A 12,801-nucleotide genomic window follows, 5' to 3' on the forward strand; every position below is an offset into this window, starting at 1 on the left:
CGCGACGCTGGCGGCGCCGTTGCGCCCGCGGGCGTGCTTCATCTTGCCCGAAATACTCCCGCCGGAGGCACGCGCCCGCAAGGGCGCCAACAAGAAATGCCGCGCCCGGAGGGCGCGACATTCCGATAGCGGCTCCGCCAAGGACGGCGGGATCAGCGGTTCTCGATGTCGACGTAGTCGCGCGCGGTTTCCCCGTGGTAGAGTTGGCGCGGCCGGCCGATCTTGAGCTGCGGATCGGCGATCATCTCCTTCCACTGCGAGATCCAGCCGACGGTGCGCGAGACCGCGAAGATCGGCGTGAACATCGACATCGGAAAGCCCATCGCCTCGAGTATGATGCCCGAGTAGAAATCCACGTTCGGGAACAGCTTCTTGTCCGCGAAATACGGGTCCTCGAGCGCCTGCCTCTCCAGTTCCTTGGCGACCTGGAGCGTCGGGTTGTTCTCGATGCCCATCAGGTCGAGCACCTCGTCGGCCGATTGCTTCATCACCCGCGCGCGGGGGTCGAAGTTCTTGTAGACGCGGTGGCCGAACCCCATCAGGCGGAAGGGGTCGTTCTTGTCCTTGGCGCGCTCGATGTATTCGGGGATCTTGTCGGGCGTGCCGATCTGCTTGAGCATCTCCAGGCAGGCCTGGTTGGCACCGCCGTGCGCCGGCCCCCACAGGCAGGCGATGCCGGCGGCGATGCATGCGAAGGGGTTGGCGCCCGAGGACGAGGCCAGCCGCACCGTCGAGGTCGAGGCGTTCTGCTCGTGGTCGGCGTGCAGGGTGAAGATCCGGTCCATCGCGCGGCTCAGGATCGGGTTCACCTGGTAGTCCTCTGCCGGCACGGCGAAGCACATGCGCAGGAAGTTGGAGGCATAGTCGATGTCGTTGCGCGGATACACGAACGGCTGGCCGATGGTGTACTTGTAGGCCATCGCCGCGATCGTCGGCATCTTGGCGATCATGCGGATCGAGGCGACCTCGCGCTGCCACGGGTCGTTGATGTCGGTGCTGTCGTGGTAGAAGGCCGACAGCGCGCCGACCACGCCCACCATGATCGCCATCGGGTGCGCGTCCCGGCGGTAGCCCCGGAACAGGTACATCATCTGCTCGTGCAGCATGGTGTGGCGCGTCACCCGGGTCTCGAAATCCTCCAGCTGCGCGGGCGAGGGCAGCTCGCCGTAAAGCAGCAGGTAGCAGACCTCGAGGTAATGCGACTTCTCGGCCAGCTGGTCGATCGGGTAACCACGGTGCAGCAGTTCGCCCTTGTCGCCGTCGATGAAGGTGATCGTGCTGTCGCAGCTTGCCGTGGAGGTGAAGCCGGGATCGTAGGTGAAGACGCCCGCCTGCGCGTAGAGCTTGCGAATGTCGATGACATCCGGCCCGGCCGTGGGCGAGAACATCGGCAGGTCGTGGCTTTCGCCGTCGATGGTCAGTTTCGCGGATTTGGTCGAGTCTGCCATTGCGTGTCCTTCCTCGGTTGCCTGTGCGCGGCGCGCCCAAGGCGGCTTGTTGAAGTCGGCCTTGCAGGGGGGTCAGCCCTCTCCTGAGGCGGCGTCGGAGAGCCGGGCGATGGTTTCCTCCCGCCCGAGCAAAAGCATCATGTCAAAGACGCTCGGCGTTGCGGATCGCCCCGCCAGCGCGGCCCGCATGGGCCCCGCCAGCTTACCGAATTTCACGCCTTTCGTCTTGGCAAACCGGTTGGCAACAGCCTCCAGATTGTCCCGCGTCCAATTAGCATTTTGCAACTGCGGCGTCAATTCGCCCAGTATACTACGGGATACAGAATCCAGCGCCTTGGCCGCCTTCCCGTCCGGCTCGATCGGGCGTTCATCCAGAATAAAATTCGCCTTTTCAAGAAGGTCTGGAAAGGTCTTCACCCTGTCTTTCAGGCAGTAGAGGGCTGCCCGAAGCTGCTGCCTTTTTTCCTGGCTCAGGGCCGGGCGGTCGGTCGCCGCGAGGAAACCGTCGAGTTCTTGCAGCAGCGCAGCATCGTCGGTCGCGGCCATGTGACGACCGCTGAGATTCTCCAGCTTCTTGAAATCGAAGCGCGCGGGCGCCTTGTTGATGCCGTCGAGGTCGAACCATTCCAGCGCCTGCGCATCGGTGAAGAACTCGGCGTCACCGTGGCTCCAGCCCAGCCGTGCGAGGTAGTTGCGCATGCCCGCCGCCGGGTAGCCCATCGCCCGGTACTCTTCCACCGAAAGCGCCCCGTGACGCTTGGACAGCTTCTTGCCGTCGGGCCCGTGGATCAGCGGGATGTGGGCGTACTCGGGCAGGGGCCACCCCATCGCCCGGTAGATCAGCGACTGGCGCGCGGCATTGTTGAGGTGGTCGTCGCCGCGGATCACGTGGGTGACACCCATGTCGTGATCGTCCACCGCCACCGCGAGCATGTAGACCGGCGAGCCGTCCGAGCGCAGCAGCACCATGTCGTCGAGCTGGTCGCTGCGCACGGTCACCTTGCCCTGCACGTGGTCGGCTATGACGGTGTTGCCCTCGCGCGGGGCCTTCAGGCGGACCACGTGGGGCGCGTCGGGGTGCGTGGACGGGTCGGCGTCGCGCCACGGGCTGCGGTATAGGGTCGAGCGCCCGGCGGCACGCGCCTCCTCGCGGAAGGCCTGGATTTCCTCGGGCGTGGCGAAGCACTTGTAGGCGGTGCCCTCGCCCAGCATCCGGTGCGCGACCTCGCGGTGCCGCTCGGCGCGCGCCGCCTGGCTGATGACCTCGCCGTCGTAGTCGAGCCCCAGCCACGCCAGCCCGTCCAGGATCGCCTGCATGGCCTCGGGGGTGGAACGCTCGCGGTCGGTGTCCTCGATGCGCAGCAGGAATGTGCCGCCGCGGCCGCGCGCGTAAAGCCAGTTGAACAACGCGGTCCGCGCCCCGCCGATATGCAGGAAGCCGGTGGGCGAGGGGGCGAAACGGGTCACGACCTGCTGGGACATGCGCGAATTAACCTTTCGGTAACCATGCGGAAATAGCCTCCGCGCCTGTCTATCGGCCCGCCGGAAGGGAGACAAGACTTGGGCGTTCGGCAATGGCTCGCGGCCGGCTGGCTCGCGCAGCGCGGCCACCTTTTCCCCTGGGTGCCCGTCTTCGTGGCCGCCGGCGTGGGCCTCTATTTCGCGCTGAAGGTCGAGCCGCCGGCCGTGCTTTACCTTTACGTCGCGGCCGGGGTGCTCGGCCTCGGGGTCGTGGCCGCACGCGCCGGGCCGGTCGCCGGCCCCGTTCTCTGGGCGCTCGCGCTTTGCGGGGCGGGGCTTTGCCTTGCGGGGTTGCGCGCGCAGATGGTGGCCGAACCGGTGCTGGGGTGGCGCTACTATGGCCCCGTCACGGGGCGGGTCGTGGACATCGACCGCTCCGCCTCGGACGCGGTGCGGCTGACGCTCGACCGGGTCGTGCTGCGCGACGTCGCGCCGGCGCGGACACCCGCGCGCGTGCGCGTGTCGCTCCACGGCGAACAGGGGTTCGTGGACCCGCGGCCCGGGCTGCGCGTCACACTGACCGGCCACCTGTCGCCGCCCGGCGGGCCGGTGGAGCCCGGCGGCTTCGATTTCCAGCGCCATGCCTGGTTCGACCGATTGGGCGCGGTGGGCTATACGCGCACCCCGGTTCTTGCGCTGGCCCCGCCCGAGCCCGGCGCGCTGCCCGTGTTTTCCGCGCGCATGGCGCTATCGGACCGTGTCCGGGCCGGCCTGCCGGGCGAGGCAGGGGCCTTCGCCGCGGCGATCATGACCGGCGACCGCGCCGCGATCGGCCAGGAAACGCTGCGCGCGCTCCGGGTGTCGAACCTTGCCCACCTGCTCGCGATCTCGGGTCTGCACATGGGGTTGCTGGCCGGTTTCGTCTTCGCGCTTTTCCGGCTGGGGTTTGCCGCGGTGCCCACCCTCGGCCTGCGGGTGCCCGCCAAGAAGCTGTCCGCGGCGATGGCGCTGGCGGTCGCGGCGGGCTACCTTGCGCTGTCGGGTGGCAACGTGGCGACGGAGCGGGCCTTCGTGATGGCCGCGGTCGCGCTGGTCGCGGTGATGCTCGACCGGCGCGTGCTCAGCCTGCGGGCGGTCGCGCTCGCGGCCACGTTGATGCTGGCCTGGCGGCCCGAGGCGCTGCTTGGCCCCGGATTCCAGATGTCCTTCGCGGCGACCACCGCGCTGGTGGTGGTGTTCGGGCTGATCCGCGATCACGGTCTCTCTCTGGGACCGGTCTGGCTGAAACCGGTGTCGGCGGTGGTGATCTCTTCGGCGGTGGCCGGGCTGGCCACGGCGCCCGTGGCGGCCGCGCATTTCAACCAGTTCGCGCACTACGGGCTGCTGGCCAACCTGCTCAGCGTGCCGCTGATGGGGGCGCTGGTGATGCCGGCGGCGGTGCTTTCGGCCTGCCTGATGCCGTTCGGGCTTGAGGCCGCGGGGCTCTGGGTGATGGGGTTGGGGCTGCGCTGGATTCTCGGCGTGGCCCATTGGGTTGCGGGCCTGGACGGTGCACGCGGCACCGTGGTCAGCCCCGACTGGCCCGTGCTGCCGCTGATGGCGTTCGGTGCGCTGGTGCTCGCGCTGTGGCAGGGGCGGGGCCGGCTGGCGGGGGGCGTGCCCGTGGCGGTGGCGCTGCTGCTCTGGGCCCGGACCGAGCGCCCCGATGTCCTGATCGCCGACACCGGCCGGCTGGTGGGCGTGATGACCGAGTCGGGCCGCGCCCTGAGCCATCCGCGCGGCGCCGGCTTCGTGGCGGCCAACTGGTTGGAGAACGACGGCGACGCGGCGGCGCAGGAGGGTGCGGCCGCCCGCTGGTCGGAACGGTCCGCTGTCGCCATGCCGGTGGTGGCGTTGCGCGGCAAGCGCGCGGCCCGTGATTTCGAGGGTTGCACGGCGGGGAAATGGGTGGTGCTGACCGTGGCGCCGCCCGAGGCGCTGGCGCCTGGCGCGGCCTGCCGGGTCGTGCACCCCGGCACGTTGCGCGAAACGGGGGCGTTGGCGCTGTATCGTCGGGGGAAGGGGATGCGCGTTGTTTCGGCCCGCGACGTGACAGGCCGGCGGCTGTGGAACACGCCGCCCGACGGCTGATGCCGCGGGCGCACGGCTCAGTACGTGCGGATCAGCCCGACCAGCCGCCCCTGGATGCGCACCTTGTCCTCTGGCAGAACCCGGGTTTCGTAAGCCGGGTTCGCCGCCTCCAGCGCGATGGCGTGGCCACGGTGGTGGAACCGCTTGAGCGTCGCCTCCTGGTCCTCGATAAGCGCCACCACGATGTCGCCGTTGTCGGCGGTGGCGGTTTCGCGGATCACCACGATGTCGCCGTCGTTGATGCCCGCGTCGATCATCGAGTCGCCCTTGACCTCAAGCGCGTAGTGTTCGCCGGGGCCTGCGACCATCGCGCCTGGCACGGCGACGTTGTGACTGGCGTGCGCGATCGCGTCGATCGGCACCCCGGCGGCGATGCGGCCCATCACGGGAAGTTCCAGTGCCGGGGCCTCCGCCACCGGTTGCGCGTTGGCGGGGCGTGGCGACTCGGGCTTGTCGCCCTCGATCACGCGGGGCGTGAAGCCGCCGGCGGGGTCGCCCGACATGCTTTCGGGAAGCTTGACGATTTCCAGCGCCCGCGCGCGGTGGGCCAGCCGCCGGATGAAGCCGCGCTCCTCCAGCGCGCTGATCAACCGGTGAATGCCGGACTTGGAACGCAGGTTGAGCGCCTCCTTCATCTCGTCGAAACTGGGGGGCACGCCGTCGCGCTGGATTCGGGAATTGATGAAATCCAGCAGATCCAGTTGCTTCCGGGTCAACATGCGGCGACTCCTTTCCGCGCGGCGGTTTGGTTTGTTCTACGCATGTTCCCGTTTTGTGTCAAGCCGAAGCCGGCAAATGGGCGGCGGGCGGCTCATACGGCGAGGTAGGCGACCGTGTCGCCGGCCGTGCGGGGCGGGTCGTGTGGCGGGCGGATCATCAGCGCGTTGGCGCCTGCGAGAACGGTCAGCAGGGCGCTGTCCTGCCGGTCGGCCGGCCTGATGGCATCCCCGTCAAGGGTCGCGCGCATGTAATGTTCGCGCGGGCCGTTCGCGCCGACGTCCACCGCCAGCCGCGCCGTGTGCCGCGGCGCCGGGGCCGCGCCGAGCCCCAGCATCTTGCGCAGCACCGGCACCAGGAAGACGTGACCGCAGACGATGGCCGACACGGGATTGCCCGGCAGGCCGATCATCGCCGCGCCGCCCATGCGCCCGGCCATCAGCGGCTTGCCGGGACGCATGGCAACCTTGTAGAACGCGCGGTCCATCCCGAGCTCGGCGGCCACGGGCCCCACGAGGTCGTGGTCGCCCACCGACGCGCCGCCGATCGTGACCACCAGGTCGGCGCCCTCGGCCAACCCGAAGGCGGTGCGCAGGGCGGCCGGATCGTCGGCGGCGATGGGCAGGATGCGCGCCTCGGCGCCGTGCGCCTCCAGCAGCGCCTTCAGTCCGAAGGTGTTCGACGCGATGATCTGGTCGTCGCCGGGGTCGTCGCCGGGCATCACGAGTTCGTCGCCCGTGGAAATCAGTGCCACCTCGGGCTTGCGCGTCACGGCAACCCGGGGGAGGTTCATGGCCGCGAGCAATGCCACGTCGGCCGGTGTCAGAACGCGCGGGGCGGGCAGCCGAGCCCCGCGGGCGAAATCCGCGCCTGCTGGACGGATGTGCGCGCCGGTCCCCGGCACCTCGTCGAGGGTGACCATGTCACCCGTGCGCGTCGCGTCCTCCTGGATCACGATGCGGTCGGCGCCCTCTGGCACGGGCGCGCCGGTGAAGATGCGGACCGCCGTACCGGGCCGCAGGCGCGGGTCGTGACGGTGGCCGGCCGCCGCCGTGCCCACGACGGCCAGCCGCGCGCCGGGGCGCGCGTCGGCGGAGGTCACGGCATAACCGTCCATCGCGGAGGCCGCGAAAGGCGGCTGTGCCCGCGCCGCCACCGCCGCCTCGGCCAGCACGCGTCCGCCGGCACTGGCCAGCGGCACGGTTTCCGCCGGCAGCGGGCCGACCAGCGTGAAGAGTTGCGAAAGGGCCTCTTCGACCGTGATCATTCCGCCTCGTAACGGCCCGATTTTCCGCCCTCTTTCAGCTTCAGCCGGATGCCGCCGATTTCCATCGCGCGGTCCACCGCCTTTGCCATGTCGTAGACGGTCAGCGCCGCGGTGCTGACCGCCGTGAGCGCCTCCATCTCCACGCCGGTGCGCCCCGTGGTCCGCACGGTGGCCTCGATGCGCAGGCCGGGCAGCGCGCGGTCGGGTGTCAGTTCGACGGCGACCTTGCTCAGCGACAGCGGGTGGCACAGCGGAACAAGATCGGCGGTCTTCTTGGCGCCCATGATGCCCGCCAGCCGGGCAACGCCGGTGACATCACCTTTCTCGGAACGGCCTTCCTCAATGATATCAAGGGTTTCCGGGGCCATCCTGATGTGTCCCTCGGCCACCGCGGTACGCGCGGACTCTTCCTTGGCCGAAACGTCGACCATGTGCGCGCGGCCCTCGGCGTCGAAATGCGTCAGCCCGGCCACCGGTCACATGCCCCCGGGCGTGAGCGGGTTGGCCAGCAGGTCACGGGTGGCCTGCGCCACGTCATCGGCGCGCATCAGCGTCTCGCCGATCAGGAAGCTCCGCGCGCCGTAGCGGGCCATCTCGGCCAGGTCGTCCGGCGTGGACAGCCCGCTTTCGCAGACGATCACGCGGTCGGCCGGCACCCGCTTCGCCAGTTGCCGCGTGGTATCAAGAGAGGTCTCGAAGGTGTTGAGATCGCGGTTGTTTATCCCGATCATGTGCGATTTCAGCTTCTCGGCGCGTTCCAGTTCGCGGGCGTCGTGCACCTCGACAAGCGCGTCCATGCCCCATTGATGGGCCGCGTCCTCCAGCTCGGCGGCGAGGCTGTCGTCGACACTGGCCATGATGATAAGGATGCAGTCGGCCCCCAGCGCGCGCGCCTCGGCCACCTGGTAGGGGTCGTACATGAAGTCCTTGCGCAGCACCGGCAGGTCGCAGGCGTCGCGGGCCTGCGTCAGGAACTCGGGCGCGCCCCGGAAGCTTGGTCCGTCGGTCAAAACGCTCAGGCAGGCGGCGCCCCCCGCGGCATAGGCCCCGGCCAGCGCGGCGGGGTCGAAATCCTCGCGGATCAGGCCCTTCGACGGGCTGGCCTTCTTGATCTCGGCGATCAGGCCATAGCCCAGCTTGCTGGCCTGCAGCAGCGACTCGTCGAAGCCACGCACGGGGCCGGCGTCCCGCGCGCGTGCCTCCATGTCGGCCGGAGGCGTCTCGGCCTTGGCGGCCGCGATCTCGTCCAGCTTGTAGGCCTTGATCTTCTCGAGGATGCTCGGGGTGCTCATGCCGCCTCCGATGTGATACGCGCCAGCGCCTCGGCCTTGCCGCGCGCCGCGCCGGTGTCGATGCTTTCGGCGGCCATTTCCGCGCCCTCGCGCGGGTCGCCCGCGCGCCCCGCGACCACCAGCGCGGCGCCGGCGTTCAGGATCACCGCGTCGCGGTAGGCACTTCGTTCGCCGGCAAGAAGCTCCCGCAGCGCGCGGCCGTTCTGCTCCGGCGTGCCGCCGAGGATCTCTTCGAAGGGGTGGACGGGCAGCCCGAATTCATCCGGGTGGACCTCGCGATCGTGCACAAGGCCATCCTCCTCGAGCGCGGCGACGGTGCTGGGGCCGGTGATCGTCAACTCGTCGGTGCCGTCGCTGCCGTGCACCAGCCACGCCCGCTCAGACCCGAGCGCGCCCAGGGTTTCGGCCATGGGACGCAGCAGGTCGGGGGCGAAGGCGCCGGTCAGCTGGCGCTTGACCCCCGCCGGGTTGGTCAGCGGGCCGAGGATGTTGAAGATGGTGCGCGTGCCCAGCTCCTGCCGAACGGGGCCGACATGGGCCATCGCCGGGTGGTGCATGGGCGCCATCATGAAGGCGATGCCGACCTTTTCCAGCGCCTCCTCGACGTGGCGGGCGCCGATCATCACGTTGATGCCCAGCTGCCCCAGCGCGTCCGCCGCGCCGGAACGGGAGCTGAGGTTGCGGTTGCCGTGCTTGGCCACCGGCACGCCGGCGCCCGCGACCACCAGCGCCGCCCCGGTCGAGATGTTCAGCGTGCCCTTGCCGTCGCCGCCGGTGCCCACGATGTCCATCGCGCCGGCAGGTGCGGTCACCGCGTGGCACTTGGCGCGCATCACCGCGGCCGCGGCGGCGTACTCGGCGACAGTCTCTCCGCGCGTGCGCAAGGCCATCAGGAATCCGCCGACCTGTGCCGGTGTCGCCTCGCCCTCGAACAGGATCCGGAAGGCGGTCTCGGCCTCCTTGCGGTCGAGCGGGCCGTCGGCGGCGGCCCCGATCAGGGGTTTGAGCGCATCGCTCATGCGGGCACCTTGAGCGTGTCGAGGAAGTTCTTAAGCAGCGCGTGACCGTGCTGCGAGGCGATGGATTCGGGGTGGAACTGCACGCCGTGAACGGGCAGTTCCCGGTGCTGCAGGCCCATGATGGTGCCATCGTCGAGCGCGGCGGTGATCTTGAGGCTGTCGGGGAACCCCTCGCGCGCGACGACCAGCGAATGATACCGCGTCGCCTCGAAGGGCGAGGGCAGGCCGGCGAACACCCCGTCTCCGGTGTGATCGATCCGGCCCATCTTGCCATGGACGATGTCGTGATGGCGCACGACCTTGCCGCCGAAGGCCTGGCCGATGGCCTGGTGGCCCAGGCAGACGCCCAGCAGCGGGATGCCCGCCTCGGCCGACGCCCGCACGAGGTCGAGGCAGATGCCCGCCTGGTCGGGGTCGCAAGGCCCCGGCGAGAGCAGGATGCCGGCCGGTCGCATGGCCATGGCCGCGGCGACATCGAGCGCGTCGTTGCGGCGCACGGTCACCTCGGTGCCCAGTTCGCCGACATAGTGCACGAGGTTGTAGGTGAAGCTGTCGTAGTTGTCGATCAGCAGCAGCATGCCGCCTGTCCTTGCGCTTCGGGGGCTGGAGGCCCGGTGGGGGGTCGCGGTATACTTGTTCAGGCTTGCACGGCACCGTCAAGGGGCGCATAGCTGAGAAAACGGGCAAATCAGGAGGCCGAGGCAGTGGCACGCGGGTTCATAGGCGGGATCGTCACGGGGGTGCTGGTTGCAGGGATCGCGGGCGGGACCGCGTCACTTCTGACCGAGATTCCGCAGACCGCGTCACCCGAGGCAGGGGTGCCCGAGGTGCCGGCGGGCTCGGAATTCGACCGCCCGCGCGATGACGAGGCGGCGGATTTGCCGACGCCCGAGGACGCCCCGGAGCCGGGACAGGCGCCGGCGGTGGCCCCGCCCGAGCCCGACGACCTCGCCGCGCTCGAAGGGGCCGACACCGACCCCGCAGCGCGGCCCGAGACCGCCGAGCCCGAGGCCGAGATGGCCCCGGCCACCGGTGGAGAGGCCGAGTCGGGCGTCGCCGTCGAAGGCGAAAGCCCGGTGCTGCCCAGTCCGCAGGCCGCCGCTCCCGAGGTCCCCGAGGAGGAGGGCGAACTGTCGATCTCCACCGACCCGGCGCAGCCGCCGATGCCCGACGAGACCGGCGAGCCATCCGCATTCCCCGACCGCGGCACCGGGGACGCCGGCCAGGAGGCGGACGCCACGCCGCCGGAACGCGATGCCGAGGGTCAGCCGGATGACACGGGCGACGAGGCGGCCGCGGCCCAACGGGACACGGCGCCGGACGCCGCCGCGCCGGAGGTGGAAACCGAGGCGCCGAGCGGCACCATCGGCGATCTGGCCGCCGACGTCGAAACCGACCGCCTGCCGTCGGTCACCGACGACGACGCGGTGGTCGACCCGGCCGAGGACACGAAGGACGCGGGCGCGCTGACCCGGCATGCCGCCGACTTCTCGAACCCTGCCGGCAAACCCTTGATGTCCATCGTGCTGATCGATGACGGCGACAGCCCGATCGGCCTGGAGGCGCTGGAAAGCTTCCCCTACGCGGTGAGCTTCGCGCTCGACCCGACGGACGAGGGCGCGCAACAGGCAATGCGGCGCTATCGTGACGCGGGGTTCGAGGTGCTGGCACTGGCCGACCTGCCGCAGGGCGCCTCGGCCCGCGACGTCGAGGTGGCGATGCAGAGCCTGCTGTCGGACCTGCCCGAGGCGGTGGCGGTGATGGAGGGCACCGGCACCGGGCTGGACGTGTCGCAGGCCGCGCGCAAGCAGCTGGCCCCGATCCTGCGCGAGACGGGCCACGGTCTCGTGATGTTCCCGGAGGGGCTCGATACCGCGGCCAAGCTGATCGCGCGTGACGGCGTGCCCACCGCCACGGTGTTCCGCGATTTCGACTCCAAGGGGCAGGAGGCCGACGTGATCCGCCGGTTCCTCGACCAGGCGGCATTCAAGGCGCGGCAGGAGAACGGCGTCATCATGGTCGGGCGGCTGCGCGCCGAAACCGTGAGCGCGCTGCTGCTGTGGGGGTTGCAGGACCGCGCCAGCCAGGTGGCGCTGGCGCCGATCTCGGCGGTGCTGCGCGCCCGGGCGGAGTAGGGCGCGCGGCGCCGCGCACGCCCCGGCCCGGCGGCGGCGCCGGGATGCCTCCGGCGGGAGTATTTCGGGCAAGATGAAGCGGCGGGGTGCACGCGGGTGGCCGCCGCGGCTCAGGCCTCGCGCCAGTCGCCCGGCGCCAGCCCGTCGAGCGTCCATTTGCCCACGCGCCAGCGGATCAGCCGCAGGGTGGGGTGGCCCACATGGGCGGTCATGCGGCGGACCTGCCGGTTGCGCCCCTCGGTGATGGTGATTTCCAGCCAGCGGTCGGGCACCGACTTGCGAAAGCGCACGGGCGGGTCGCGGTCCCAGACATCGGGCGCGGCGGTCGCCTGCACGCCAGCGGGGCGCGTGGGGCCGTCCTTCAGCGTGATCCCGCGCCGCAGCGCGTCGAGCGCGCGGTCGCTTGGGATGCCTTCCACCTGCACGAGGTAGGTCTTTTCGGTCTTGTGGCGGGGGTTGGCAAGGCGGGCCTGCAGCTTGCCGTCGTCGGTCAGAAGCAGCAGGCCCTCGCTGTCGCGGTCGAGCCGCCCGGCGGGGTAGACGCCGGGCACGGCGATGTAGTCCGACAACGTGGCCCGCGGGGGACCGGCGGTGCCGCGGTCGGTGAACTGCGACAGCACGCCGTGCGGCTTGTTGAACAGGATGAGCCGGGCCATGATCCCCTGATGGACGAGCCACGCCCCGGCTTGCAAGCCTTACTGCACCGCGGCCGGCCAGAACCCTTCGCGGACCTTGTAGGTCCATTCGCCGCCCACGTTCTTCCAGCCGTTGACGGTGCGCTTGCCCGCGTCGCTCTTGTCGCCCTCGAAGCCGTCCACGACCGTGTAGGCCGGCGTCTCGACACCGGCCTCGGCCAGTGCGTCGACGGCACGCGCGCTGCGCCCGCCCGAGCGGCAGATGATCAGCAGCGCCGCCGGATCATGGTCGTCGATGAAGGCCTTCATGCCGGCCATGAAGTTCGGGTTGGCCTTCATCTTGTAGCGGCCCTTCTTGGCGTTGAACGGGTATTCGGGGTCGATCATCTTGAAGGGAATGTTGACGTCGGCTGCCGTGGGGTAGCCCACCAGCATGGTTTCCGCCGGGCTGCGCACATCCACCAGCGCGACGTCCTCGCGCTCGTCCAGAAGGGCGATTGATTCGGCGGCGGTGATGTAGCGGCCGGGCTTGTTGACCTTTTTCTCGGCCAGCTCGGATTCGACGACCGAGGTCTCGATCGCCATGCCGTGGCTTCCGGCGTGGCCCGGGACGGGCAGGGTGACGGCCAGCCCCAGCGCAAGGGCCGGTGCGGCGAAAAGACGGGTGAGAGATGTCATCGGGGGCCTCCTTCGGCAG

At 70.2% G+C, this 12,801-nt stretch carries 12 protein-coding genes; 2 read left to right on the top strand and 10 right to left on the bottom strand.

Features of this window, described 5'->3' with window-relative positions:
• Positions 1 to 152: 152 nt before the first annotated feature.
• Both gltA and gltX read right to left on the bottom strand, forming a co-directional pair.
• Positions 153 to 1,448 (bottom strand): citrate synthase, encoded by a 1,296-nt coding sequence (gene gltA, locus CEF10_RS10350; RefSeq protein ID WP_101068104.1) that lies wholly within the window; start codon positions 1,446 to 1,448, stop codon positions 153 to 155.
• A gap of 72 nt (positions 1,449 to 1,520) precedes the next feature.
• On the bottom strand, positions 1,521 to 2,930 hold the full coding sequence (gltX, locus tag CEF10_RS10355) for a glutamate--tRNA ligase (RefSeq protein WP_101068105.1): 1,410 nt from the start codon (positions 2,928 to 2,930) through the stop codon (positions 1,521 to 1,523).
• A gap of 78 nt (positions 2,931 to 3,008) precedes the next feature.
• On the opposite strand from gltX, the gene CEF10_RS10360 reads away from it, so the two are divergent.
• On the top strand, positions 3,009 to 5,039 hold the full coding sequence (locus CEF10_RS10360; RefSeq protein WP_101068106.1) for a ComEC/Rec2 family competence protein: 2,031 nt from the start codon (positions 3,009 to 3,011) through the stop codon (positions 5,037 to 5,039).
• Positions 5,040 to 5,056: 17 nt separating this feature from the next.
• Here the strand turns inward: CEF10_RS10360 and lexA are convergent, their stop codons facing one another.
• The 6 genes from lexA to CEF10_RS10390 all read right to left on the bottom strand — a co-directional run bounded on the left by lexA (position 5,057) and on the right by CEF10_RS10390 (position 9,912).
• The gene (lexA, locus tag CEF10_RS10365; protein ID WP_101068107.1) at positions 5,057 to 5,758 is read right to left on the bottom strand and encodes a transcriptional repressor LexA; all 702 of its coding nucleotides are present in this window, start codon (positions 5,756 to 5,758) and stop codon (positions 5,057 to 5,059) included.
• 92 nt (positions 5,759 to 5,850) lie between these two features.
• The gene (locus CEF10_RS10370; protein WP_101068108.1) at positions 5,851 to 7,023 is read right to left on the bottom strand and encodes a molybdopterin molybdotransferase MoeA; all 1,173 of its coding nucleotides are present in this window, start codon (positions 7,021 to 7,023) and stop codon (positions 5,851 to 5,853) included.
• Complete coding sequence (gene moaC, locus CEF10_RS10375; RefSeq protein WP_101068109.1) at positions 7,020 to 7,496, bottom strand: cyclic pyranopterin monophosphate synthase MoaC; 477 nt, start codon at positions 7,494 to 7,496, stop codon at positions 7,020 to 7,022. The genes CEF10_RS10370 and moaC overlap by 4 nt, the downstream gene beginning before the upstream one ends.
• Before the next feature lie 3 nt (positions 7,497 to 7,499).
• Positions 7,500 to 8,315 carry an indole-3-glycerol phosphate synthase TrpC gene (gene trpC / locus CEF10_RS10380; protein WP_101068110.1) on the bottom strand — a complete coding sequence of 272 codons (816 nt, stop codon included), beginning with the start codon at positions 8,313 to 8,315 and terminating at the stop codon, positions 7,500 to 7,502.
• Positions 8,312 to 9,334 (bottom strand): anthranilate phosphoribosyltransferase, encoded by a 1,023-nt coding sequence (trpD, locus tag CEF10_RS10385; RefSeq protein ID WP_101068111.1) that lies wholly within the window; start codon positions 9,332 to 9,334, stop codon positions 8,312 to 8,314. Before trpD ends, trpC begins: the two co-directional genes overlap by 4 nt.
• Positions 9,331 to 9,912, bottom strand: coding sequence for an anthranilate synthase component II (locus tag CEF10_RS10390; RefSeq protein WP_101068112.1), 582 nt, complete (start codon positions 9,910 to 9,912; stop codon positions 9,331 to 9,333). Before CEF10_RS10390 ends, trpD begins: the two co-directional genes overlap by 4 nt.
• A 126-nt stretch (positions 9,913 to 10,038) precedes the next feature.
• Here CEF10_RS10390 and CEF10_RS10395 point away from each other — a divergent pair, with 126 nt between their 5' ends.
• The gene (locus CEF10_RS10395) at positions 10,039 to 11,469 is read left to right on the top strand and encodes a divergent polysaccharide deacetylase family protein (RefSeq protein WP_232796469.1); all 1,431 of its coding nucleotides are present in this window, start codon (positions 10,039 to 10,041) and stop codon (positions 11,467 to 11,469) included.
• A gap of 110 nt (positions 11,470 to 11,579) precedes the next feature.
• Here CEF10_RS10395 and CEF10_RS10400 read toward each other — a convergent pair whose 3' ends face one another.
• A complete protein-coding gene (locus CEF10_RS10400) occupies positions 11,580 to 12,125 on the bottom strand; it encodes a pseudouridine synthase (protein WP_101068113.1) in 546 nt (181 codons plus the stop codon).
• A gap of 39 nt (positions 12,126 to 12,164) precedes the next feature.
• On the bottom strand, positions 12,165 to 12,782 hold the full coding sequence (locus CEF10_RS10405; RefSeq protein WP_101068114.1) for a rhodanese-like domain-containing protein: 618 nt from the start codon (positions 12,780 to 12,782) through the stop codon (positions 12,165 to 12,167).
• Positions 12,783 to 12,801 lie beyond the last annotated feature (19 nt).

Origin of the sequence: Roseovarius salinarum, assembly GCF_002834145.1 — a bacterium.
Classification (GTDB): domain Bacteria; phylum Pseudomonadota; class Alphaproteobacteria; order Rhodobacterales; family Rhodobacteraceae; genus Roseovarius; species Roseovarius salinarum.